The organism is Nocardia wallacei, from assembly GCF_029868745.1.
Taxonomy (GTDB): domain Bacteria; phylum Actinomycetota; class Actinomycetes; order Mycobacteriales; family Mycobacteriaceae; genus Nocardia; species Nocardia wallacei_B.
Genome location: NZ_JARWOP010000380.1, coordinates 1 through 23,997 on the forward strand (window position 1 = coordinate 1; position 23,997 = coordinate 23,997).

The window sequence follows — 23,997 nt, forward strand, 5'->3', positions numbered from 1 at the left end:
AAAAACCGGACGGTAGAGTCCTCTTCGTCATACCCGGCGGGTGCGGCAATCCGGTGTAAATCCGTAACGGTCGCGCAACTGTGACCGCGGGGGGCTCGGGCCCGCCGCGGAAGTCAGACCTCCCTCGCCGGGGTACAGCTCTGAGGTCGCGAGGTGCCCATGGAGTATCGGCGATGAGTCGCGCGCGGACCGCGGTGGTCATCCCCGTCGTCGCGGTGGCGCTGGGGTGCGCCATGGTGGCGGCGACCGGATGCGGGGCCGAAACCGTGCCGCCCGCAACCGTTTTCGAGGTGCTGCGGGCGCGGGTGACCGGAGCCACGTTCGCGGATCCCGGCCTCGACACGATCATCTGGCAGTTACGGGTGCCGCGTACCCTGCTGGCGGCCGTGGTCGGCGCGGGTCTGGCGCTGGCGGGGGCGGCCATGCAGACGCTCGTGCGCAATCCGCTGGCCGACCCCTATCTGCTCGGCGTGTCCTCCGGGGCGGGAGTGGGCGCGGCGGCAGTGATCACCTCCGGGTTCTTCGCCGGGGCCGGGGTGTGGGCGCTGTCGGGCGGCGCGCTGCTCGGCGCGTTCGCCGCGGCGGCCATGGTCTTTCTGATCGCGGTCGCGCAGGGCGGGCTCACGCCGCTGCGGCTGGTGCTGACCGGGACCGTGCTGGGGTCGGCGTTCGCGGCGCTGAGCAGCTATCTGATCTTCCGCAGCGCCGACCCGGCGGCCGCCCAGGCCGTGCTGTTCTGGCTGCTCGGGAGTCTCGCGGGGGCGGATTGGACGCGAATCGCGTTGCCCGCCTGCGTGGTCGGAGTCGCGGCAGTGACACTGGCGGCGGCCGCGGGCTGGCTCGACGCGCTGACCGTGGGCGCCGACACCGCCGCGTCGGTCGGAGTACCGGTGCGTGCCTTGCGGATCGCGTTGTTCGCCGGGCTGGCCGTGCTGGTGGGTGTCCTGGTGGCGGTCTCGGGCGGGATCGGTTTCGTCGGGCTGGTGGTGCCGCACGCGGCCCGCCTGCTGGTCGGCTCGCCGCATCGCGCGCTGCTGCCGGTGAGTGCGCTGTGCGGCGCGCTGTTCCTCGTGGTCGCGGATGCCGCCGCCCGGATTCTCGTCCGCCCCACCGAAATTCCGGTCGGCGTCCTCACCGGCTTGATCGGCGCACCGGTCTTTCTCCTCTTGATGGGCCGCCGCCGCTACCGATTCGGTGCGTCGTGAAGCGGCTGCGGCATAGGAACGCTGCGTCCTTGTCGACTCCGGCAGAAGAACAGACAGCACCCTGCCCGGCCTGCGGTTCTGTGCTGGAGGTTCGGAGGCTGGCCTGTGGGCCTGGGCGGCGGACCGTACTCGCTGAGGTGTCGTTCGCGGTGGAGGCCGGGGAGATCATCGGTGTCGTCGGGCCGAACGGTAGCGGGAAGACCACGCTGTTGCGCGCGCTGGCCGGGCTACTTCGGCCGCAGCAGGGGCAGGTGTTCGTGGGAGGCCTTGATCTGCACGGTCTTTCGGTGCGACGGCGGGCACGGGCGATCGCGCTGGTCGCGCAGGACGAGCAGCCGCCCGACGACCTACGCGCGGGCGAGGTCGTGGCGCTGGGGCTCACCCCGTATCTGCCGCCTTGGGGGCCGGGCGGTCCACGGGAACGCGCGGCCGTCGAGAATGCTTTGCGCGCAGTCGATCTCGACGGTTTCGCCGATCGGCCCGTGCATCGGATGTCCGGCGGTGAACGGCAGCGGGTGCTGCTGGCCCGGGCTCTCGCGCAGGACACTCCCCTGCTACTGCTCGACGAACCGACGAACCACCTCGACGTCACCCACCGGCTGGCGCTGCTGACACTGGCTCGCGCACTGGACCGGACCGTGGTGCTCACCCTGCACGATCTGGACCTCGCCGACCGCTTCTGCGACCGCGTCCTGGTGCTGGACAAGGGCCGCGCGGGTGCGCTGACACCACCCGAGACCGCGCTCACCCCGGACGTTCTCGCCACGGTGTTCGGGGTGCGCGCCGCGCGCGTCCGCCATCCGGACACCGGGGAATCCCACCTGCTGCTCGACACGATCGAAGGACGACGATGAGACGCTCGGCTTCCATATTCGCCACTCTGGCAACGGCTCTCACCGCGGTCGCGTGCGGCGCCGCACCCGCCGTCGACGGCAATCTCACGCTGCGCAACTGCGAGCGGGACGTGTCTTTCCCCGCACCCGCCGAGCGGATGTTCGTCAACGACAGCAACATGATCTCGATGGCGCTGGCCCTCGGCGCACAGGACGCGGTGACCGCGGTGTCCAGCCTGCAAGCCGACGACACCGCGACCCTGCGCCGCCACTACGGCGACGCGGTCGATCGCCTGCGCGTGGTGTCCCCCGAGTCGCCGTCCCGCGAGACCGTGCTCGCGCAGCGCCCCGACGTGATGGTCGCCGGATGGAACTACGGCTACACCGAGGCCAAGGACCTCACACCGGATTCTTTGCGCAAGAACGGAATCGCCGCCTACGTACTCACCGAGAGCTGCCGGCAGCGCGACGGCGAGCAGACGCGCGGCATCGTCGACCCGTGGACCGCGCTGCGCACCGACCTCGACAACCTCGGCGCGATCACCGGCCGCACCGAACAGGCCACCCGCCTGATCGCCGACCTGGACGCCCGCCTCGACGCCCTGCGCCGGGCGCCGCAGGCCGGTCGGCGACCGCAGGTCTTCGTCTTCGACAGCGCGAGCGACACCGTCTTCTCCAGCGGCAGATTCGGTGGGCCGCAAGCGATCCTGGATGCCGCGGGCGCCCACAATATCCTCGAGGACGTGGGCGACTCGTGGACCCGGGTGTCGTGGGAGCGACTGGCCGCCTCGGATCCCGACGCCCTGGTGTTCGTCGACTATCCGCCGCAGACATTCGCCCAGAAGGTGGAGCTGCTACGGGCCAAGCCCGGCATCAACCGGCTGCGCGCGGTGACCGAGCAGCGGTTCTTCAACCTGCCGTACGCCATGTGGACCAGCGGACCACTCAATATCGACGCCGCCGAGCAGGTCCGGGCTCAACTGGAGGCGTGGAAGCTGTTGCCGCCCTCCGGGATCCGGCCGCGCAGCGATGACGCGGTGCGCTGAACCTCGATCACCGCGCCATGACCAGCTCTTGATTGCGCACCAGCCGCACGAACGGCACCACCTGCTGCGCGATGACCTTGTTGTATTCCCCCGGCTGCTGCACCGGATTCGCGTGCCCCGTGCCGTGCGCGAGCACCGTCAGCAGCGTCCCGTTCACCCCGCCGACCTGCTGGATCAGCACCCGATGGGTGTATTCGACATCGACGATCGGATCCCGCTCCGGATTGTTCGGGCGCAGGAAGACCACCGCGGGGCGCGACTTGCCGTTCACCGGTTTGACCAGGGCACGCAGATCGTCGACCGCACCGCCCGCCACGATCGCGCGGAACTGGGATTCGATCAGCCCGTTGCTGGCCGCGTCGCGGTTGCCGATCTTCTGGCGCAGCACCTCCCCCACCGTCGACCACAGCCGGTCGCCGCGGATTCCCGGCGGGGTCGTGTCGCGGTCGAGGAAACGGTCACGGCGCGCGTAGGTTTCGGCGAACAGGCGCAGGCTGCGGCTCTCCCGGATACCCGGCAGCCAGCCGGTCCAGCGCAGCAGATCCTCGCCCTGATTGCGGCTCTCCGGCCGCACCGCGTCGAGGTCCATCGGCGTGCAGTCCAGGACCACGGCGGCCAGATTCTTGGTGGAGCCGGTGTGGATGTGCTTGCCGATCTCCAGCGCGATCACGCCGCCCATGCTGTGACCGACCAGCACCACATTGTCGATCCGCGCGGCCTCGGTGACCCGGATGATCAGATCGCTGATCACCTTGGTGTCGATACCGGTGTTGTCGTAGCGCACGGCCCACACCGAGCCCATCCGGTTCAGCGACGGCAGCGCGCGAGCCGTGGGGGTGGCGTCCAGCGCGCCGAGACCGACCAGGTCGAACACCGCGGTGTTGCGGGCATCGGGGGCGGGGGCCGCGACCGGCAGTACCGCGGGCTCGGTGCGCGCCAGCCGGGCCCGCTCCGGCGCGATGTCGACGGCGAGGTACTGAGCGAACACCACCAGCAGCAAGATCGGCGCCAAGGCCAGCCGCAGGAGCGCCTTCCGAGTGCGCCGCAACCGCACCCAGCCGTGCCCCACACCGGTTTCGGCCAGCCGGGCGCGCCGCCGCGCATCGTCGTAGTCCGCGACGGTGGTCGGGTGCCGGTCCTCCAGAAGCATCTCCATCCACTGTAGGACGGTCCCGGCCGCATGATCATCGGCAGCGGCCGGGGCGGTGGCCCGTTCCACACTCTCCGCCCGGCGGCTATCGCGTCCCGTCCGGGTCAGGCATCGAACGCGCGGCCGCTTCGTCTTCGGATGCGGAGAGGTCCGGGGTCAGTACAGATAGCGTGCGCGCCACTCCGGCTGGAACCAGGTCGGTGCGGCGGCGGCGAAACGCTGTGCGGGCCAGCGCCCGGCGCCCTCGGGGATGGCGCCGACCAGGCGCTGGCCGGTCACTTCCGGGAGGTCCGTGCGATTGCAGTCGGCGGCGAGATCCGGTGTGCCGGGCCAGGATCCGATCACCAGGCCCGCGCAGGGGACGCCCGCCGCGGCCAGCGCGCGGGTGGTCAGTTCGCTGTGGTTGAGGGTTCCCAGCCCGGCCGCGGCCACCACCAGCACGGGCGCCGCGAGCTTCTGGGCGAGGTCGAGGAGGGTGAATTCGCCGAGCCGGACGAGCACGCCGCCCGCACCCTCCACCAGCGTCAGGTCCGCGTCCGACAGCGAGTCGACAGCGGCGACGGTGTCCTCGAGCGTCAGCAACGGCTGTCCCGCGCGCCGGGCGGCGGTGTCGGGGGCCAGCGGGTCGGGGTAGCGAGCCAGCTCGAGCGTGCGATCGACCCCGGCCAGCCGCTCGATGTCGGACAGGTCGCCGAACTCGCCCGGCCGCACGCCTGTCTGCGCCGGTTTGCACACGGCGACCGACCGTCCGGCGGCCCGCGCGGCGGCGGCCGATGCCGCGGTCACCACCGTCTTGCCGACCTCCGTGGAGGTCCCGGTCACGATCAACACACCCACAGCCGTCTTACCTCCCGCTCATACCGGCAACGGTCCCCGCGCATCGGCCAGCACGGCGGCGAGAGTCGTTGCGATGAAATCCATTTCGGCGTCGTCCAGATCGGCGCGGGCGGTGAGCCGCAGCCGCGAGGTGCCCGCCGGGACCGACGGCGGCCGGAAGCAACCCACGCTCAGACCGCGAGCCCGGCACGCCTGCGCGGCGTCGTAGGCGAGCTGCGCCTCGCCGAGCACCACCGATACCACCGCCGAATCCGGCTGCGGCGCATCGGCCGTGCGCGCGATGGCGGTGGCGCGTTCCAGCACCCGGCCCGCCATCGCCGGGTCGCGGCGCAGCACGCGCAGCGCCGCCCGGGCCGCCCCGACCGCCGCGGGAGCGAGCCCGGTATCGAAGATGAAGGTGCGGGCCGCGTCGATCAGGTGCGCGCGGACCCGTTCGGCGGCCAGCACCACACCGCCTTGGGCGGCAAGGGCTTTCGACAGGGTCGCGGTGACGATCAGGTCCGGCTGCCCCGCCAGGCCGACCTCGTGCACCAGCCCGCGGCCGCCGTCGCCGCGCACGCCGATCCCGTGCGCCTCGTCGACGATCAGCACCGCGCCGTTCGCGCGGACCACGCGGTGCAGCTCGCGCAGAGGCGCCAGATCCCCGTCGGCGCTGAACACCGAGTCGGTCAGCACCACCGCCCGCTCCTCGGTGCGCGCGGACAGCAGCCGATCCACGGCGAGCACGTCGCGGTGCGGCGCGATTTCCACCCGGGCCCGCGAGAGCCGGCAGGCATCGACCAGCGAGGCGTGACTCCCCGCGTCCGACACCACCAGTGCGCCGCGCCCGGCCAGCGCCGTCACCACCCCGAGATTGGCGGCGTATCCGGAGGCGAACACCAGCCCCGACTCCGCCCCGGTGAATTCGGCCAACTCGTCCTCGAGCTGCTCGTGCGCCACGGTCGTGCCCGTGACCAGCCGCGATCCGGTGGACCCAGTCCCCCAGGTCCGCACCGCCTCGACCGCGCCCTCGATCACCTCGGGATGCCGCGACAACCCGAGATAGTCGTTCGACGCCAGATCGATCAGCCCGGTCCGTGGCGCCCGAGCCCGCAGCTCCCGCCGCAGCCCGGCCCGCACCCGCTCCCCGGCCCGCACATCAATCCAGCCCAACGGATCCACACTCACAGCCCAGCAGCATACTTGAACACCGTTCAGGAGCAAGAGGCGGCCGCGGCTAACACGGCGGCCGCGATCGCGGCCACGTCGTCGGGCGTGCTGATGAACGGCGGCATGGTGTAGATGAGGTTTCGGAAGGGGCGGAGCCAGACCCCGGATTCGACGGCGGCGTGGGTGGCCTTGCGCATGTCGACGGGGTGGTCGAGCTCCACGACGCCGATGGCGCCCAGGACGCGCGTCTCCACGACGCCCGGGACTTGTTGTGCCGCAGCAAGTCCCGCCGCGAGGCCCGCTTCGAGTCCGGCCACCTCGCCCTGCCAGTCCCGGGAGAGCAGCAGTTCGATCGAGGCGACCGCGACCGCGCAGGCGAGCGGATTGGCCATGAAGGTCGGGCCGTGCATCAGCCCGCCGTGCGCGGCGCTGACGGTCTCCGCGATCTCGGTGGTGCACAGCGCCGCGGCCAGCGTGAGATAGCCGCCGGTGATGGCCTTGCCGACACACAGCACGTCGGGCCGCACGTCCGCCCGGTCGGCGGCGAAAAGTGTTCCGGTGCGGCCGAATCCGGTGGCGATCTCGTCGAAGACGAGCAGCACGCCGTACTCGTCGCACAGCCGCCGCAGGTCGTTCAGATATCCCGGATGGTGAAAACGCATGCCGCCCGCGCCCTGCACGATCGGCTCCACGATCACCGCGGCCGTCTCGTCGGCGTGCGCCGCGAACAGCCGCTCCAGCTCCCGGACATATTCGGGCACATAGTCTTTCGGCGGCACGGGCGCGAAAATCTGCTCGGTGAGCACGTCGGTCCACAGCGAGTGCATGCCGCCGTCGGGGTCGCACACGCTCATCGGCGTGAACGTGTCGCCGTGATAGCCGCCGCGCCAGGTGAACAGCCGCCGCTTGCCCGGTCGCCCGCGCGCCCGCCAGTACTGCAGGCACATCTTCGCCGCGACCTCGACCGACACCGAACCGGAATCGCAGAGGAACACCTTGTCCAGGCCCGCGGGGGTGATCTCGACCAGCAATTGCGCCAGCCGCGCCGCCGGCTCGTGAGTGAGCCCCCCGAACATGACGTGGCTCATCCGCTGCGCCTGCGCGGTCAGTGCCGCGTCCAGCACCGGGTGCCGGTAGCCGTGCACCGCCGCCCACCACGAACTCATCCCGTCGATCAGCTCGCGGCCGTCGGCCAGCCGCAGGCGGGTACCGGCGGCGGACGCGACCACCAGCGGCTCGGTGCTCGCCGGGAATCCGCCGTACGGATGCCAGACGTGCGCGGCGTCGAGTGCGGTGATCTGGTCGGGTGTCAGGGCCACGGGATTCCTTCACGCCGGGAGCTTGAACGCCGTTCAAGTTACACGACGACCGGATCGTCTCGCCGAAAACCTTTCCCCGCAGCGCGGTCGACGTTAATCTTTGACTTTGTCAAAGGTTCGTGGCGGGCAAGCCACCGGAACACCGAAAGGCACAGGTCCATGAGCACCGCCACCACCGCGTCCGTGACCGCCGAGCACATCGCCGCGGTCCGCGAATTCAATCGCCGCTACACCCGCCTGATCGGTGTGCTGCACGAACACCTCGTGGACACGGATTTCTCGCTCACCGAGGCGCGAATCCTGTTCGAACTGGCCCATTTCGGCCCGGTCGAGGCGGTCGCGCTGCGGCAGGGGCTCGGGCTGGACCCCGGTTACCTCAGCCGCATCCTGTCCCGGTTCGAGGACGCCGGGCTGGTGTCGCGGCAGCGCTCCGAGACCGACGGGCGTCGCCAGCTGGTCCGGCTGACCGAGCACGGCGAGACGGCCTTCGCCGACCTCAACGAGCGCTCCAGCCGCGATGTCGCCGGTTTGCTCGGCTCCCGGGCCGCCCATGACCGCGATCGCCTGGTCAACGCGATGCGCACCATCGAACGCATTCTGGACGACCGGGCGGGCGCGCCGTTTCTCCTCCGCGATCCGCGGCCCGGCGATTACGGCTGGGTGATTCAGCGCAATGCCGCCCTGTACGCCGCCGAGTACGGCTGGAACGCCGACTACGAGACGCTGGTCGCGCGGATCGTCGCCGATTATCTGGAGACCCGCGAACCGCAGGCGGAGCGGGCCTGGATCGCCGACCAGGACGGCGAGCCGATCGGCTGCGTGTTCTGCGTCCGCGAGGACGACACCACCGCGCGGCTGCGCCTACTGCTGGTGGAACCGTCCGCGCGCGGCCTCGGCGTCGGCTCCGCCCTGGTGGACGAATGCCTGCGCTTCGCCACCGCGGCCGGCTACCGCAGCATGGTGCTGTGGACCAACGACGTCCTCGCCTCCGCCCGCCACATCTACGAACGCGCGGGCTTCGACCTCGTCGACACCGAACCCCACCACAGCTTCGGCAAGGATCTCACCGGCCAGACCTGGCGACGCGCCCTGCATTGACCCACACTCGGCTTCGGCCATCCGGCAGGGGCACTCACGTGCGTGAACCGGCGGCTCCTTCCGCGCCGCTCACCTCGCTCGGGGCGAACGCGGCGCCGGCGCGGACGAGCAGGCGGCGGAGGTCGGCGAGGCCGTCAGCTCCCAGGTGCTCGCCGAGGCGGTGCTCGATGGTGGCGAGGTGGCCCGCCGCGGTGGTCAGTGCGGCTCGGCCGGAGTTCGTGACGACCACCAGCCGGGCGCGACGGTCGGACCGATCGACGCGGCGTTCGACGTAGCCGCGGCGCTCCAGATGGGTGACGAGTTCGCCCATCGACTGCTGGGTCATACCCGCGGCCTCGGCGAGATCGCCGACGCGGGAACCGGCGGGATCCAGATAGCGAAAGACGGCGTAGTGCGCGGGGCGGAGGCTGTCGTCGAGCACCGCGCGCAGCGCGCCGTTCAGCTCTCCCTCCACCGCTCGGGCCAGCAGGGTGAGCTGCTTCAGCAGGCTGTCGCGCCCGCCGGGCGGCGGGGAAACCATTGACACAATAGGAAGGTTACCTTTATATCTGGATCATGGGAACCACGCTGACCTTCCGCAACGGCCACCGCGTCACGCTGGTCGAGGAAGGCGCCGACGAGCGCGGCGAGTACCTGCGCCTCGAGCATCACCTGCCCGCACCCGGGCGCGAGGCGGGCCCGCACTGGCACCCGGTCCTCGCCGAACACTGGACCGTGCGCCGGGGCCGCGTCCGGTTCCGCATCGACGGCACCGAAGTAATTGCCGCCCAGGGTGATTCGGCCACCGCACCGGCCGGTGCGGTGCACGAGTTCTGGACCGACGCCCCCGACACGGTCATCGATCACGAGATCCGGCCACCGCTGCGGCACTGGCAGATGTTCCGGCTGTGGCAGGCCCTCGACGCCGCCGGGAAAACCAGCGGCACCGGCGTTCCGCGCAACCCTCTGGCCCTGGCGCTGCTGTGGGATTACCAGGACGGCTATCTCGCGAACATCCCCGCCGGACTCCAGCGCCTCGTCCTCGGCGGCCTGGCCCGGCTGGCCCGCCGCATCGGCTACGAACGCCGCTGGCTGGCGGACTGAGCCCGGCCTGAGCGGACACTCATCCGCCCGACGCGGCAGAATTCGCCACCTCGAGTTCGAAAGTGCACGTGTAGGCCGGTCAGGTCGCCCTGGGGACCTCGCGGACCGGCACTCGAGCACCGCCCCGGACCGCGCTGCGATTAGGGTCGTGGGCATGGTTCAGCCCAACCCGCCCGGTGACGCGGCACCGCTGGGCGTGTGGCCCGGCACCGCGTACCCGCTGGGCGCCACCTACGACGGGGCCGGCACCAACTTCTCGGTGTTCTCCGAGGTGGCCGAGCGGGTGGAGCTGTGCCTGATCGACCGCGCGGGTACGGAGACCCGCATACCGCTGGAAGAGGTCGACGGCTACGTCTGGCACGCCTACGTGCCGACCGTCGCGCCCGGTCAGCGGTACGGGTTCCGCGTGCACGGGCCCTACGATCCCGGGCGCGGGCTGCGCTGCGACGCGAGCAAGCTGCTGCTCGATCCCTACGGAAAGGCCTTCGCCGGGGAGTTCGGCAACGACCCCGCCCTGTACACCCACGGCCGGGATTCCCTGGGGCACACCATGACCGGCGTCGTCATCAACCCGTTCTTCGACTGGGCCGACGACCGCGCGCCCCGCCGCCCCTACCACGAGACGGTGATCTACGAGGCCCACGTCAAGGGCATGACGTACACCCACCCGCAGGTGCCGCCGGAGGTGCGCGGCACCTACGCCGGGCTCGCCCATCCGGCGATCATCGAACATCTGAAGTCCCTGGGCGTCACCGCGCTCGAGCTGATGCCGGTGCACCAGTTCCTGCACGACCGGATTCTGCTCGACCGCGGCCTGCGAAACTACTGGGGCTACAACAGCTTCGGCTATCTCGCCCCGCATCACGAGTACGCCGCCGACCCCCGGGCCGGGGCCGCGGTCACCGAGTTCAAGGCCATGGTGCGGGCGCTGCACGCCGCGGACATCGAGGTCATCCTGGACGTGGTCTACAACCACACCGGCGAGGGCAACCATCTCGGCCCGACGATCTCCCTGCGCGGCATCGACAACGCGGCGTACTACCGCCTGCGCGAGGACGACCCCGAGCACTACATGGACTACACCGGCACGGGCAACAGCCTCAACGTCCGCCACCCCCACACGCTGCAGCTGATCATGGACTCGCTGCGGTACTGGATCCTCGAGATGCACGTCGACGGCTTCCGGTTCGACCTGGCGGCCACCCTGGCGCGCGAACTGCACGACGTCGACCGGCTGTCCACCTTCTTCGACCTGGTGCAGCAGGATCCGGTGGTGAGCCAGGTGAAGCTGATCGCCGAACCGTGGGACGTCGGCGAGGGCGGCTACCAGGTCGGCAACTTCCCGGGCCTGTGGACGGAATGGAACGGCCAGTACCGCGACACCGTGCGCGACTACTGGCGCGGGCAACCGGCCACCCTGGGCGAATTCGCCTCCCGTCTCACCGGCTCCTCCGACCTGTACGAGGCCACCGGCCGCCGCCCCGGCGCCAGCATCAACTTCGTGACCGCCCACGACGGATTCACACTGCGAGACCTGGTGTCCTACAACGACAAACACAACGAGGCCAACGGCGAGGACAATCGCGACGGCGAGAACCACAACCGGTCCTGGAACTGCGGCGTGGAGGGACCGACCGACGATCCGGAGGTCCTCGAGCTACGAGAACGTCAGAGCCGCAACATGATCGCGACGCTGGCGCTGTCGCAGGGCACGCCGATGCTGCTGCACGGCGACGAGCTGGGCCGCACCCAGCAGGGCAACAACAATGCCTACTGCCAGGACTCGCCGGTGTCGTGGATGGATTGGTCACTGGCGCACAAGAATTCGGAGCTGGTCGAGTTCACCGGCAACGCGATCGGCCTGCGCGCGGCGCACCCGGTGTTCCGGCGGCGGCGCTTCTTCGACGGCCGCCCCGCCCCCGGCGCCGACGCCGACATCGCCTGGTTCACCCCGGCCGGCGAGGAGATGACCGCCGCCGACTGGGAGTCCGGCTTCGCCCGCTCGCTGGCGGTGTTCCTGAACGGCGACGCCATCGCCGAGCCGGGACCGCGCGGTGAGCGCGTCCGCGACGACTCGTTCCTGCTGTGTTTCAATGCCCACGACGCCCCCATCGACTTCACCGTTCCCGGCCCGGACTACGGCGCCGAATGGTCGACCGCGCTCGACTGTTCGACACCCACCGGACTCTCCAGCGCCACCCATACCGCGGCGAGCACGGTCGAGGTGCCGACTCGCTGCCTGCTCGTGCTCCGCCGTACCGCATGATCGAAATCGAGATGACAGAATTCCCCGCCACTCCCGAACACCGCACCGGCCCGATCGCCCGCAACACCCCCGTGCGCAGCACCTACCGGCTGCAACTGCGCCCCGACACGCTGACCTTCGCCGATGCCCGCACCATCGCCGAATACCTACAGCAGCTGGGCATCTCGCACCTGTACCTGTCGCCGATCATGACCGCGATGCCGGGTTCGCCGCACGGGTACGACGTCACCGATCCGACCACGGTGTCCGCGGCGCTCGGCGGCCCGGGCGGGCTCAAAGCGCTGTCGGACGAGGTGCGCAGCCGGGGCATGGGGCTGATCGTGGATCTGGTGCCCAACCATGTCGGCGTCGGCGACCCGCGGCAGAATCCGTGGTGGCGGGATGTGCTGCGGAACGGCAAGAAGTCGCAGTTCGCGCACTGCTTCGACATCGACTGGAGCCCGAACAACGGCGCCGGCGGACGACTGGCGCTACCCGTGCTGCAGAGCGAGAACGATCCGGCCGCCCTCACCGTCGACCGCTCCGGCCCCGAACCCATGCTGGCGCTGCATGATCTGCGCTTCCCCATCGCCCCGGGCACCGACGGCGAGAACGCGCTGCGCATCCACGACAAGCAGCACTACCGCCTGGTCAGCTGGAAGGCCGGGATCTGCACCTATCGCCGCTTCTTCGCGGTGTCGAGCCTGGCGGCGCTGCGGCAGGAGGACCCGGCGGTCTTCGAGCTCACCCACCGCGAGCTGGCGGCCTGGTGTGAACACGATCTGGTGGACGGCGTCCGGGTCGATCATCCGGACGGATTGGCTTATCCCGCAGTGTATCTGGCCAAACTGCGGCGGCTGATCGGCCCGCACCGGCTGCTGCTGGTGGAGAAGGTGCTCTCCACCCGGGAGCCGCTGGACGCGACGCTGCCCATCGACGGCACCACCGGCTACGACGCGCTGGGCGAGCTGAGCGGGGTGCTGGTCGACCCGTCCGGCGAGCCGACGCTGACCGCGCTGTCGCGGCAGTACTGCGGGCACGGCAGCAACGGCGCGTGGTTCGGCAACAACGAGCACCGGATCAAGCGGGCCGTGGCCGAGCGGCTGCTGGTGCCGGAGGTGCGGCGCCTCGTCGCGGCGATCAAGCGCGACGCGGCGATCGGCGGCTTCGACGCGGCGGCGACCAGCGATCTGGCGCTGACCAACGCGACCGTCGAGGTGCTGTCGTTCATGCCGGTCTACCGCACCGACTACGCGCCGCTGGCGGGCATGGCGGGCAATATCGTCGCGAAGGTCGGCAAGCGCAATCGTGAACTCACCGTACCCCTGTCGGTGCTGGTGACGGCGTTGTCCGCGGGCGGGGAGGCCGCCGTGCGGTTCCATCAGGTGTGCGGGGCGGTGAACGCCAAAGCGGTCGAGGACACCATGTTCTACCAGGCGGCGCGGCTGGTCTCGCTGCAGGAGGTGGGCGGCAACCCCTCGCGCTTCGGTCATTCGCTGCTGGAGTTCCACCTGGCCAATACCGAGCGCGCCAACCGCTGGCCCGCGACGATGACCACGCTGTCCACCCACGACACCAAGCGCGGCGAGGACGTGCGGGCGCGGATCGGGGTGCTGTCGCAGTTCGCCGAGACCTGGGCGAAGGCGGTGGCGGCCTGGAACGAGATCACCCCGCCGCCCGACGGCGCGACGGCATTGTTCCTGTTGCAGAACATGTTCGGCGTCTGGCCCGCCGACGGCCGCCCGGCCGCCGCGGTCCCCGGGCTACGCGAGCGGCTACACCTGTTCGCGGAGAAGGCCGTTCGGGAGGCGGGAACCCAGTCCTCCTGGGAGGAACCGGATTCCGACTTCGAATCGCGGCTGCATCGCTGGGTGGACGCGGTGATCGACGGGCCGGTCGGCGCGGAACTCGACGCCCTGGTGGCCAAGCTGTCGCACCATGCCTGGTCGGACGCGCTGGCACAGAAGCTGCTGCAGCTGTGCGGGCCCGGGATCCCCGACATGTACCAGGGCTGCGAGCTGTGGGAGGACTCGCTGGTCGATCCCGACAACCGTCGGCCGGTCGACTTCGGGCATCGGCTGGCTATGCTGCAATCACTCACCGGCACACCGGAATTGGATTCCTCGGGCGCTGCCAAGATGTGGGTGGTCGCGTACGCGCTGTGGCTGCGCCGCGAGCGGCCGGACTGCTTCGTCGGCGGCACCTACACCCCGCTGTTCGCCACCGGCGACGGCGCCGACCACCTCGTCGCCTATGCCCGCGGGCGCGCGGGCGGTGCGCCGCAGGTGATCGTGGCGGCCACCCGGCACAGCGCGCGCCTGGCCGACACCGGCTGGGGCGACACCGTTTTGGACCTGCCCGAGGGCAACTGGACCGATCGCCTGACCGGCAACGCCTTCTCCGGCCGGGCGCGGCTGGAGAAGTTGTTCACGCGGTTGCCGGTGGCCCTGCTGGTGCGCTGATCGGCGGGCCGCCGCCGGGACGGGTCAGGCGCTGACCGGCTGTTCGAGTTCCGGGCGGGGGTCTTCCACCACGTTCTCCACCAGCTCGCTCGGCAGCGACCTGCCCTGCTCGCTCAATTCCTGTTGCCACCGTTCGAGATTCGGCGGGCGGTAGTCGTCGCAGACCTCGACCGTCGAGGACAGCGACACCTTCTTGTCGTCGGGCGCCGACAGGCGGCGCCAGAAGTCCGGGTAGTAGCGCTGGTTGCGCGGATTCACCAGCAGGCCCAGCAAATTCATGATCCGGTACGGGAGGGGCAGCGCGTTGTGCGGTCGCACCGCGTTGTCGAAGGCCGGCGTGCCCATCAGCTGCTCGAGCCGCTCGCGATCGAACTGCAGCCCTTGTGCGGCGGCCTCGTCCACCATCCAGCGCAGCGTGAGATCGGAAAGGCGGCAATCGGCATGGCCGCCACCGATATCGGTGTGGCCACCCTTGAACCACACCTGCTTCACCCGATCGGCACGCTGCTGCTCGACGCCCGCCTCGTCGGTGACCTCCCACAGGCAGGGCGCGAAGATGCGGCGGCGCTCGTCGATTGCCAGCGCCTGCCGGGCGCAGTGCACGTGCGGCGACAACCGCATGTCGTGGAAGCGGTACCGCCACGACGTCACCAGCGGCACGCCCATCGCGCCGACGGTGTCGAAGACGCCGACGAACTTGATCGGCACCGGATAGTGGCAGTGCTCCTCGCGGAAATCCACCCACTCCTGCGGATCCGGCTCGTCGAGATGCCGCTTGCGCTGCCGGTAGATGCGCAGCGCCTTCGGATACTGCTTACCGATCATGGCCTCGGGCTTGAGCAGGCCCAGCCGATGGATCATCCCGGTGAGGCTGCGGGCGGTGTAGGCGCCGCGGCTGAATCCGAAGACGAAGATCTCGTCGCCGGGCTCCCAGTTCAGCGCGACCTGCCAGTACATGGTGGACAGGTTCGCGTTCAGGCCGAGCCCGAACGCGCCGCCGAGCAGCTTGTCGGCCAGGTAGCCCTGCGAGCCGGGGCCGTCGGCGTAGAACACTCGCTGTCCCACATGTTCGCCGGTGTCCAGGGTGGTCCCCAGGCGCACCGACTCCGCGATCTTGACGACGTTACTGACCGCCGGATTGCTCTCGGATCCCCACGTGCCGTCGCAGCACACCACCAGACGTTTCATATCACGATCCTCCCGCCCCGTATTCCACGGATCTCGCGTAGCCGACTACTCGATTCATCGCCGCGGAGCCGCGCAAGCGTTAATAGTTCCCGCATATTCGTCTCATCGCGGGCACCGTTGCGCAAGTACGGTGCTGCCACCGCCTCGTGCGCCCGGTCCCGACATCGAATCTTCGGGCCACCGGTTGCCGACGGGCCGCCGACCGACGGATTCGCGGTGAACTCGGCGCGAACAACGGCGATCGGCGGGCCGAAGTAGGCTGCCGCCCAGCAGTTCTCGCACCGTGTGGGCGGCGACGACAGCCCACGCACCGGCGAGCAGCAGGTACAGGGCGACAGCGGATACGGCGAACAGTACAGCGCCGGTGTGGTGGTACAGCGCGGCGCAGCCGGTGACGCAGGTACCCACCGGGAACGTGAAACCCCACCAGGTCAGGTTGAATTCGAGCGCGCCGGCGCGCAGCGTGCGCACGGTGACAGCCAGGGCCAGCGCCAGCCACAGCATCGCGAAGCCCCACACGAGCACCCCGTAGCCGATCGAGAACACCAGCAGCCCTTCGGCTTCCAGGCGCGGCAGGGCGGCGGGCGCGGCATCGGCGAGCAGACCCGCGGCGGTGATCGATTGCCCCAGTGGGCCGAGCACGATCCACAGTGTGGGCACCGTGGCGGACGGTGGCGCACCGTAATGCACCAGCCGTGACCAGATCATGGTCGTCGTGATCAGTGCCGCGATCAGGCTCAGCCCGAACATGGCCAGGCACGCCAGCAGCAGGGTCAGCCGCCACTGCCCGGCGGGCGTGTGCGGTACCAGCAGTGCGCCGGTGGCGGCCGAGACCATCGGCGGCACCACCGGCATCAACCACCCGCCGAACGCCGCGTCCGGGGCGAGGCGATGCCGGGTGATCATGCGATAGGGCACGACGACCGCCGTCGCCAAGCCCAGCACCGTCCCCGCCGACCACAGCGCCGCATCGATCGCGACCGCCGCCGTCGCACCGATCACGTCCGCCCCGAGCAGCAGCGTGCCCGCGCCCACGGTCAGCAGGGCCATCGGGGGCGCACCGAGGAAGTGGGCCATGACCGGGTGATCCTGATGGCCGCGCAGGACGTCCGGATATCGCCGCCACTGCCACGCGAACGCCGCTGTCAGCACGATCAGCAGCACCGCCGCCACAGCCCACACCACCGTGGCCGCCTCCCGCAACCCCGGGAACCGCACCGGCAGGCTCGGCACCGCCGTGCCGACGATCGCGGTCCCCATCACCACCGCGAACCAGTTCGGGCCGAGTCCCCGCAGCGGCGACTCGTGCGCCACCCGGACCTCGGTGCGCTCCTGTGCCACCGCGGTCATCGGTACACCGCCCCGCCACTACCGAACTCTCGCCACCGTTGCATGCCTCCACCGTCCTCGGCCGCGCTCTCCCCCAGTAGTCACCTCGTCCCGATGGGTACATAGAACGGCCCTATGCCCATGGCGGGCTCATCGGCGGACGTCCCAGCCGACCGAGACCACCGCCATGGTCGCCGAGGTCGAGCAGCCGCAGCGCGTGCGGCACGTCCAGCGCCGGTTCATCGATGCGCTGCCGTGGGCCGGTGGCGCTCCGGACGGTGGCGGTCAGCCGCATACTTTCCGCGACCACATAGGCTCGCCCTATGCCGCTGTCGCCACGGGTCCCGGACCTGGCCGCGCTCGATCTGCTGCTGTCGGTGATCGAGCTGGGCAGTCTGGGTCGGGCGGCGCGGGCGCACGGGATCAGTCAGCCGTCGGCGTCGTCGCGGATCCGCTACCTGGAGAAGCTGGTGGGTGTGCCGGTGCTGGAGCGAACCACGCTGGGTTCGCGCCCGACGGCGGCGGGCGCGCTCATCGCGGAATGGGCGCGCGGGGTGGTCGACGCCGCTGCCCGGCTGGATGCGGGGATCGATACCCTTCGCGCGCAACGGGATTCGCGGTTGCGGGTGGCCGCCAGCCAGACCGTGGCGGAGTATCTGTTCCCCGGCTGGCTGACCAGGATGCGCGCCGCCGCGCCGGATACCACCATCGCGCTGGAGTCCGGGAATTCCACCGAGGTGGGCGCGGCGGTGCTGGACGGCCGCGCGGGAATCGGTTTCGTCGAGAGCCCGCGCGCCGCCCGCGGTCTGCAGAGTCATCCCGTGGCACGCGATCACCTGGTGGCCGTCGTGCCCCCGGACCACCCCTGGGCCCGGCGCGGCTCGGTGACACTGCGCGAACTCGCCGCCACACCGCTCATCCAGCGCGAATCCGGATCGGGCACGCGGACCTGGTTCGAGCGCGCGGTCACCGCGGCCGTCCCCGGCGTGCGACCGGCGGTCGCACTCGAGCTCTCCTCCACGACCGCCATCAAGTCCGCCGTCGCCTCGGGCCTGGCCCCGGCGGTCCTCAGCTCACTGGCCGTCGCCGGTGAGGTAGACGCCGGGACGCTGGCCTCCCCGCGGATCACCGATGCCGATCTCACCCGCACGCTCCGCGCGGTCTGGCCCGCCGCCCAGCAGCTGACCGGGCCCGCGCGCACCCTCTACGCCATCGCCCGACAGCGGTGATCAGCCTTGCGTCACAACGGTTCTCAGCCCTCGTAAGGCCGGACGGTGAAGTGGAGTTCGCCGGGCTCGGGGACATGAGCCGCGCCGACGGTGACGGTGCCGACGAAGTCGCCGTAGCCCGGGGAGAAGATCGCCGAGCGGCCGTCGTTGCTCCAGAACCCGGGACCGTTGGCGCGGTGCGTCTTGGTGCCGGTTTCCCCGGTGGCGACATTGCGCCAGTTCAGGGTGACGTCGAGGGAGCAGCTGCCGACCCCGATCAGGGTGACCGCGGCGGTGAATCCCGCGGCGCCGGGATAGGCGTTGCCGTTCACCGAGGAGTCGACGATCGCGCCGCAGGGGCCGTTCGCCAGCGAATACACCCTGGTGAACTGGCCGCCGTTGGTATCGGCGGATGCCGGTGCGGCGGTGGCGATCACGGAGGCCCCGGCGACCAGGGCCGCCGCGGCGAGTGCTGTTGTAGATCCAATCGAACGCATCAAAACCCCCAGGGGTGGACGGTGACCATCACGGATCCGATGCCAAGCGACGCTACCAGTCCGGTGCGACACGGACTCGGCGCTACCACATGGGCATTCGCGAGGACCGGCCCCGGGTCGGTCAAAACCTGTCGGAGGCAAGGCATAATCTCATGCCGTGTCAGCCTCGGGATTCGTTCACCTCCACAATCACACCGAGTACTCGATGCTCGACGGCGCGGCCAAGATCACGCCCCTGTTCAAGGAGGCGGAGCGGCTGGGCATGACCGCGGTCGGCATGACCGACCACGGCAACATGTACGGCGCCTCGGAGTTCTACAACTCGGCCAGGAAGCAGGGCATCAAGCCGATCATCGGCATCGAGGCCTACATCGCGCCCGCGTCCCGCTTCCAGACCAAGCGCGTCCAGTGGGGTGACCCGAGCCAGAAGAGCGACGACGTCTCCGGTTCGGGCGCCTACACGCACATGACGATGGTCGCCGAGAACGCGACCGGCCTGCGCAACCTGTTCAAGCTGTCGTCGCTGGCCTCCATCGAGGGCCAGCTCGGCAAGTGGGCGCGCATGGACGAGGAGATCATCGCCCAGTACGCCGAGGGCATCATCGCCACCACCGGCTGCCCGTCCGGCGAGGTGCAGACCCGGCTGCGCCTGGGCCACGAGCGCGAGGCGCTGGAGGCCGCCGCCAAATGGCAGGAGATCTTCGGCAAGGAGAATTTCTTCCTCGAGGTGATGGACCACGGCCTGTCCATCGAACGCCGGGTCCGCGAGGGGCTGCTCGAGGTCGGCCGCAAGCTCGGCATCCCGCCGCTGGCCACCAACGACTGCCACTACGTGCACGAGTCGGACTCGGGCAACCACGAAGCGCTGCTGTGTATTCAGACCGGTAAGACGCTGTCGGATCCGACCCGCTTCAAGTTCGACGGCAGCGGCTACTACCTGAAGTCCGCCGAGGAGATGCGCGCCATCTGGGACGCCGATGTGCCCGGCGCCTGCGACAACACCGTCCTCATCGGCGAGCGCGTGCAGTCCTACGAGGAGGTCTGGACCCACCGCGACCGGATGCCCCTCTTCCCGGTCCCCGCGGGCGAGGATCAGGCCAGCTGGCTGCGCAAGGAGGTGATGCGCGGGCTGGAGTGGCGCTTCCCGAACGGCGTGAGCCAGGAGTACATCGACCGCGCCGAATTCGAGCTGAACGTCATCATCCAGATGGGTTTCCCGGCGTACTTCCTGGTCGTCGGCGACCTGATCAACCACGCCCGCGAGGTCGGCATCCGCGTCGGCCCGGGCCGTGGTTCCGCGGCCGGTTCGCTGGTCGCCTTCGCCATGGGCATCACGAACCTGGACCCGATTCCGCACGGTCTGCTGTTCGAGCGGTTCCTCAATCCCGAGCGCGTCTCGATGCCCGATATCGATATCGACTTCGACGATCGCCGCCGCGGTGAGATGGTCCGCTACGCCACCGACAAGTGGGGCACCGACAAGGTCGCCCAGGTGATCACCTTCGGCACCATTAAGACCAAAGCGGCGCTGAAGGATTCGGCCCGCGTGCAGTTCGGCCAGCCCGGCTTCGCGATCGCCGATCAGATCTCCAAGGCGCTGCCGCCGCCGATCATGGCCAAGGACATTCCGCTGTCGGGGATCATGGATCCCGAGCACGAGCGGTACAAGGAGGCCACCGAGGTCCGGGAGCTGATCAACACCAACCCGGATGTCAACAAGATCTACGAGACCGCCCGCGGCCTCGAGGGTCTGATCCGCAACGCCGGCGTGCACGCCTGCGCGGTCATCATGTCCTCCGAGCCGCTGATGGACGCGATCCCGGTCTGGAAGCGGGCCCAGGACGGCGCCATCATCACCGGCTGGGACTACCCGTCGTGCGAGGCCATCGGCCTGCTGAAGATGGACTTCCTGGGCCTGCGCAACCTCACCGTGATCGGTGACTGCCTGGAGAACATCAAGTCCAATCGCGGCATCGATCTGGATCTGGAGAATCTGCCGCTGGAGGACGTGCCGACCTACGAGTTGCTGGCCCGCGGCGACACCCTCGGCGTATTCCAGCTCGACGGCGGCGCCATGCGCGACCTGCTGCGGCGCATGCAGCCCACCGGCTTCGAGGACATCGTCGCCGTGCTCGCGCTGTATCGCCCCGGCCCGATGGGCATGAACGCCCACAACGACTACGCCGACCGCAAGAACGGGCGGCAAGAGGTCAAACCCATCCATCCGGAGCTCGAGGAGCCCCTGAAGGACATCCTGCGCGACACGTTCGGCCTGATCGTGTACCAGGAGCAGATCATGCAGATCGCGCAGAAGGTGGCCGGGTACTCGCTCGGCCGAGCGGATATTCTGCGCCGCGCCATGGGCAAGAAGAAGGCCGAGGTGCTCGAGGCCGAGTTCGAGGGCTTCGAGAAAGGCATGCAGGACAACGGGTATTCCAAGGCGGCCATCAAGGCGCTGTGGGACACCATCCTCCCGTTCGCCGGATACGCGTTCAACAAGTCGCACGCCGCCGGCTACGGCCTGGTGTCGTTCTGGACCGCGTACCTGAAGGCCAACTTCAAGGCCGAATACATGGCGGCGCTGCTCACCTCCGTCGGCGACGACAAGGACAAGGCCGCGGTGTACCTGGCCGACTGCCGCCGCCTGAACATCCAGGTGCTGCCGCCCGACGTCAACGAGTCCGAGCACAACTTCGCCTCGGTGGGCAACGACATCCGCTTCGGCATGGGCGCGGTCCGCAACGTCGGCGCGAACGTGGTGGCGTCCATCATCGCCGCGCGCAAGGAGAAGTCGAAGTTCACCGACTTCTCCGACTACCTCAACAAGATCGACACCGTCGCCTGCACCAAGAAGGTCACCGAATCCCTCATCAAGGCAGGGGCTTTCGACTCGCTCGGGCATCCGCGCAAGGGCCTGATGCTGGTGCACTCCGACGCCATCGACTCGGTGATGGCCACCAAGAAGGCCGAGGCGATCGGCCAGTTCGACCTGTTCGGCGGCCTCGACGACGGCGACGACAGCGTGTCCTCGGTCTTCGACGTGAAGGTGCCCGACGAGGAATGGGACACCAAGCACAAGCTCGCCCTGGAACGAGAAATGCTGGGCCTCTACGTGTCCGGGCATCCGCTCGACGGCGTCGCCCACGTGCTCGCCGCCCAGGCCGACACCCCGATCCCGGCCATCCTCGAAGGCGATGTGAAGGACGGCGCGCAGGTCACCATCGGCGGCATCCTCGCCTCGGTCACCCGGCGCATCAACAAGAACGGAATGCCCTGGGCCTCAGCGCAATTGGAGGATCTCACCGGTGGCATCGAGGTGCTGTTCTTCCCGCAGTCCTACTCGGTGTACGGCATGGACGTCGTCGAGGACGCCGTGGTGCTGGTGAAGGCCCGCGTCTCGGCCCGCGACGACCGCGTCTCACTGATCGCCAACGACCTGGCCGTGCCCGACCTGTCCTCGATCGGCGTGGAGAAGCCGCTGTCGGTCACCATCCCGACCCGGCTGTGCACCCCCGACAAGATCACCGCCCTCAAACGAGTCCTCACCAGCCACCCCGGCACGGCCAACGTCCACATCCGCCACGTCGGCTCCCGCGAGAAGACGACAATGCTCAAGGTCGCCGACAACCTGCGGGTATCCCCGTCGTCGGCGTTGATGGGCGACCTGAAGGCGCTACTCGGGCCGGGGTGCCTGGCGAGCTAGGGGGCGGCGGCTCGCTACTGCTCGTTCGGATCCTCGTCGCGGAGGATCGCTCGCCCCTCCTCCGCATGCGACCGCATCAAAGCCGCGATCTGCGAACGCAACCCGTACGGCCACTCATCGCTCGCGACCTGCTCCAGTAGCCACTCGGTGTCGTGTACGTCGAGGCGCGCGACCGCGAACATTACGACGTCGTCGTCGAAGTATTCCGGATTCCGGTCCGGCGTCAGTTCGCCGCGCAGGTATGCGGTGACGACTCGACGCGCACGATCGATCTGCTCCGTGTCTACCAAGACAATCCTATTCTCGTCGAAGCCTTACCATCTATTTCGATGTGGTCTGCGAGGATCCACTCCGGCCCGATCCATGGCTTCCAGCGCATTGTCTCGGAAGGCGGTGAAGTCACCGCCTTGCGCCCGTGTGGCGCGCAGCGCCTCGAATAGCGGATTCGCCCGCGCGATACCGAAACTGGAACCGCCCATACCCGCAGACGGCTCCGCACCAAAGCCTACGCCCGGCAGCACCTGATAAGTCATAGCAGGAACCTCCCACATGAACGCATCCGGGTTTCTGGCCTGGTATTCCGCCAGCCAGGCCACCACTCGCTGCGCCGTTTCGTCGCCGGACGTGTAGATCACCAGGCCGTCCGGGCGCGCGGCGGCCGCACCCTCGACCTTCGCGCTGTAGATGCCGGGGAACGCGCGCGGGTTGTCCACGATCTCACGCACGATGTCATGCATCAATCCCGCTGCCGCATCTGCTCGCGGATTGACATATACCCGGCCGTCGACATGCTCGGCATCCACGCTCGCGTTCTCACGTTGATAATGCACGAAATGAATATCCGCCGGATTGAATTCTCCGACATTTCCTGCGAAGAAGGGCGGCCATTTTCCACCACGCATCTGAGCTACGCCGACCCGGGCGTCGGGCGTCCGGCCCGCGAAGATCTGTGCGAGATCTTGTATATGGCCGCGCGGGTCCGAAAAGTAATTCGGAACATCGGAACCTGCGTACATCGAATAGACGTCCCTCGGGCTGCCGATGTCGTCGCGGTTGTCCCACAGCTGCCGCATGAATCCCTCGAGGTTCTCCCTCGCGAGATTCGGAGGCGGGTCGTAACCGTTCTGGCGATACGATTCTTCGCGAATCGCGAGCAGGTCTTCGAACGGCGTATTCGAATCCATGAGCTGCCGCAGCTCGTCCAGCGAACGAGGCTGCTCGAACATGTCCGGGAACTCGCTCAGCACGCGATCGGCAGTTTCCGGACTCAACGTACCGGAATATTCGTCGAATGCCGGCGGCCGGTTCGGCGCGACCACGCGCTCCGGCGGGTAAGGATCAGTCGGATCCGGTCCGTGCTCGGGCTGCGGGACTCGCCCAGGCCCGGTCGTCCCATCGTCCTCGGTCTCGGGTACCCGTCGCGGTTACACCTGGGGTTGTTCCCTGGGGTCTTACTTGGGGTCGGGTCGGGGGTGTTACGAGGGGACGGGTGGGGGGGAGTTCGACGGGCAGCGGCGGCTACCTACAGATCACCCCGGCCGGTGAGGTGCTGCGGGTCTCGCGCGCGAATCGCTGAGCCCGAAAATTTCTTCCCTGTCCGGGAATGGATGCCGCCTGCCGCTCGTTGAGCAGGGCAATGCAAGGT

20 protein-coding genes are annotated in these 23,997 nt (G+C 69.3%); 9 read left to right on the plus strand and 11 right to left on the minus strand.

What is annotated here, in order from left to right; genetic code table 11:
* Positions 1–173: 173 nt before the first annotated feature.
* The 3 genes from QH470_RS36010 (at position 174) to QH470_RS36020 (ending at position 3,084) form a co-directional block, all read left to right on the plus strand.
* On the plus strand, positions 174–1,205 hold the full coding sequence (locus QH470_RS36010; RefSeq protein WP_280276871.1) for a FecCD family ABC transporter permease: 1,032 nt from the start codon (positions 174–176) through the stop codon (positions 1,203–1,205).
* Between the two features lie 137 nt (positions 1,206–1,342).
* On the plus strand, positions 1,343–2,059 hold the full coding sequence (locus QH470_RS36015) for an ABC transporter ATP-binding protein (RefSeq protein ID WP_280276872.1): 717 nt from the start codon (positions 1,343–1,345) through the stop codon (positions 2,057–2,059).
* Positions 2,056–3,084, plus strand: a complete 1,029-nt coding sequence (locus tag QH470_RS36020; RefSeq protein ID WP_280276873.1) for an ABC transporter substrate-binding protein — start codon at positions 2,056–2,058, stop codon at positions 3,082–3,084. Before QH470_RS36015 ends, QH470_RS36020 begins: the two co-directional genes overlap by 4 nt.
* Before the next feature lie 7 nt (positions 3,085–3,091).
* On the opposite strand, the gene QH470_RS36025 is transcribed toward QH470_RS36020, so the two are convergent.
* The 4 genes from QH470_RS36025 to QH470_RS36040 form a co-directional block, all read right to left on the minus strand.
* Positions 3,092–4,234, minus strand: coding sequence for an alpha/beta fold hydrolase (locus QH470_RS36025; RefSeq protein ID WP_280276874.1), 1,143 nt, complete (start codon positions 4,232–4,234; stop codon positions 3,092–3,094).
* Between the two features lie 156 nt (positions 4,235–4,390).
* Positions 4,391–5,071, minus strand: a complete 681-nt coding sequence (gene bioD / locus QH470_RS36030) for a dethiobiotin synthase (RefSeq protein WP_280276875.1) — start codon at positions 5,069–5,071, stop codon at positions 4,391–4,393.
* 18 nt (positions 5,072–5,089) lie between these two features.
* On the minus strand, positions 5,090–6,238 hold the full coding sequence (locus QH470_RS36035; RefSeq protein ID WP_280276876.1) for an 8-amino-7-oxononanoate synthase: 1,149 nt from the start codon (positions 6,236–6,238) through the stop codon (positions 5,090–5,092).
* 26 nt (positions 6,239–6,264) lie between these two features.
* Positions 6,265–7,539, minus strand: a complete 1,275-nt coding sequence (locus QH470_RS36040) for an adenosylmethionine--8-amino-7-oxononanoate transaminase (protein ID WP_280276877.1) — start codon at positions 7,537–7,539, stop codon at positions 6,265–6,267.
* 159 nt (positions 7,540–7,698) lie between these two features.
* On the opposite strand from QH470_RS36040, the gene QH470_RS36045 reads away from it, so the two are divergent.
* On the plus strand, positions 7,699–8,637 hold the full coding sequence (locus QH470_RS36045) for a bifunctional helix-turn-helix transcriptional regulator/GNAT family N-acetyltransferase (RefSeq protein WP_280276878.1): 939 nt from the start codon (positions 7,699–7,701) through the stop codon (positions 8,635–8,637).
* Between the two features lie 34 nt (positions 8,638–8,671).
* Here the strand turns inward: QH470_RS36045 and QH470_RS36050 are convergent, their stop codons facing one another.
* The gene (locus tag QH470_RS36050) at positions 8,672–9,157 is read right to left on the minus strand and encodes a MarR family winged helix-turn-helix transcriptional regulator (protein ID WP_280276890.1); all 486 of its coding nucleotides are present in this window, start codon (positions 9,155–9,157) and stop codon (positions 8,672–8,674) included.
* Between the two features lie 35 nt (positions 9,158–9,192).
* Here QH470_RS36050 and QH470_RS36055 point away from each other — a divergent pair, with 35 nt between their 5' ends.
* From QH470_RS36055 to treY, 3 genes are all read left to right on the plus strand, one after another.
* A complete protein-coding gene (locus QH470_RS36055; protein WP_280276879.1) occupies positions 9,193–9,720 on the plus strand; it encodes a cupin domain-containing protein in 528 nt (175 codons plus the stop codon).
* Positions 9,721–9,874: 154 nt separating this feature from the next.
* Entirely contained in the window at positions 9,875–11,986 is a 2,112-nt protein-coding gene (gene glgX / locus QH470_RS36060) for a glycogen debranching protein GlgX (RefSeq protein ID WP_280276880.1), read from the plus strand.
* Between the two features lie 11 nt (positions 11,987–11,997).
* Positions 11,998–14,427: a malto-oligosyltrehalose synthase gene (gene treY, locus QH470_RS36065; RefSeq protein WP_280276881.1), complete on the plus strand. Its 2,430-nt coding sequence runs from the start codon at positions 11,998–12,000 to the stop codon at positions 14,425–14,427.
* 24 nt (positions 14,428–14,451) lie between these two features.
* Here the strand turns inward: treY and QH470_RS36070 are convergent, their stop codons facing one another.
* From QH470_RS36070 to QH470_RS36080, 3 genes are all read right to left on the minus strand, one after another.
* On the minus strand, positions 14,452–15,615 hold the full coding sequence (locus QH470_RS36070) for a DUF2235 domain-containing protein (RefSeq protein WP_280276882.1): 1,164 nt from the start codon (positions 15,613–15,615) through the stop codon (positions 14,452–14,454).
* A 102-nt stretch (positions 15,616–15,717) separates the two neighbouring features.
* Complete coding sequence (locus QH470_RS36075; RefSeq protein ID WP_280276883.1) at positions 15,718–16,965, minus strand: TDT family transporter; 1,248 nt, start codon at positions 16,963–16,965, stop codon at positions 15,718–15,720.
* A gap of 112 nt (positions 16,966–17,077) precedes the next feature.
* Complete coding sequence (locus QH470_RS36080) at positions 17,078–17,254, minus strand: hypothetical protein (protein ID WP_280276884.1); 177 nt, start codon at positions 17,252–17,254, stop codon at positions 17,078–17,080.
* Between the two features lie 13 nt (positions 17,255–17,267).
* Here QH470_RS36080 and QH470_RS36085 point away from each other — a divergent pair, with 13 nt between their 5' ends.
* Positions 17,268–18,173: a LysR family transcriptional regulator gene (locus tag QH470_RS36085; protein ID WP_280276885.1), complete on the plus strand. Its 906-nt coding sequence runs from the start codon at positions 17,268–17,270 to the stop codon at positions 18,171–18,173.
* A 23-nt stretch (positions 18,174–18,196) separates the two neighbouring features.
* Here QH470_RS36085 and QH470_RS36090 read toward each other — a convergent pair whose 3' ends face one another.
* Positions 18,197–18,649, minus strand: coding sequence for a hypothetical protein (locus QH470_RS36090; RefSeq protein ID WP_280276886.1), 453 nt, complete (start codon positions 18,647–18,649; stop codon positions 18,197–18,199).
* 157 nt (positions 18,650–18,806) lie between these two features.
* On the opposite strand from QH470_RS36090, the gene dnaE reads away from it, so the two are divergent.
* On the plus strand, positions 18,807–22,352 hold the full coding sequence (dnaE, locus tag QH470_RS36095; RefSeq protein ID WP_280276887.1) for a DNA polymerase III subunit alpha: 3,546 nt from the start codon (positions 18,807–18,809) through the stop codon (positions 22,350–22,352).
* A gap of 14 nt (positions 22,353–22,366) precedes the next feature.
* On the opposite strand, the gene QH470_RS36100 is transcribed toward dnaE, so the two are convergent.
* Positions 22,367–22,642, minus strand: coding sequence for a hypothetical protein (locus tag QH470_RS36100; protein ID WP_280276888.1), 276 nt, complete (start codon positions 22,640–22,642; stop codon positions 22,367–22,369).
* 24 nt (positions 22,643–22,666) lie between these two features.
* On the minus strand, positions 22,667–23,671 hold the full coding sequence (locus QH470_RS36105; RefSeq protein ID WP_280276889.1) for a T3SS effector HopA1 family protein: 1,005 nt from the start codon (positions 23,669–23,671) through the stop codon (positions 22,667–22,669).
* Between the last annotated feature and the right edge of the window lie 326 nt (positions 23,672–23,997).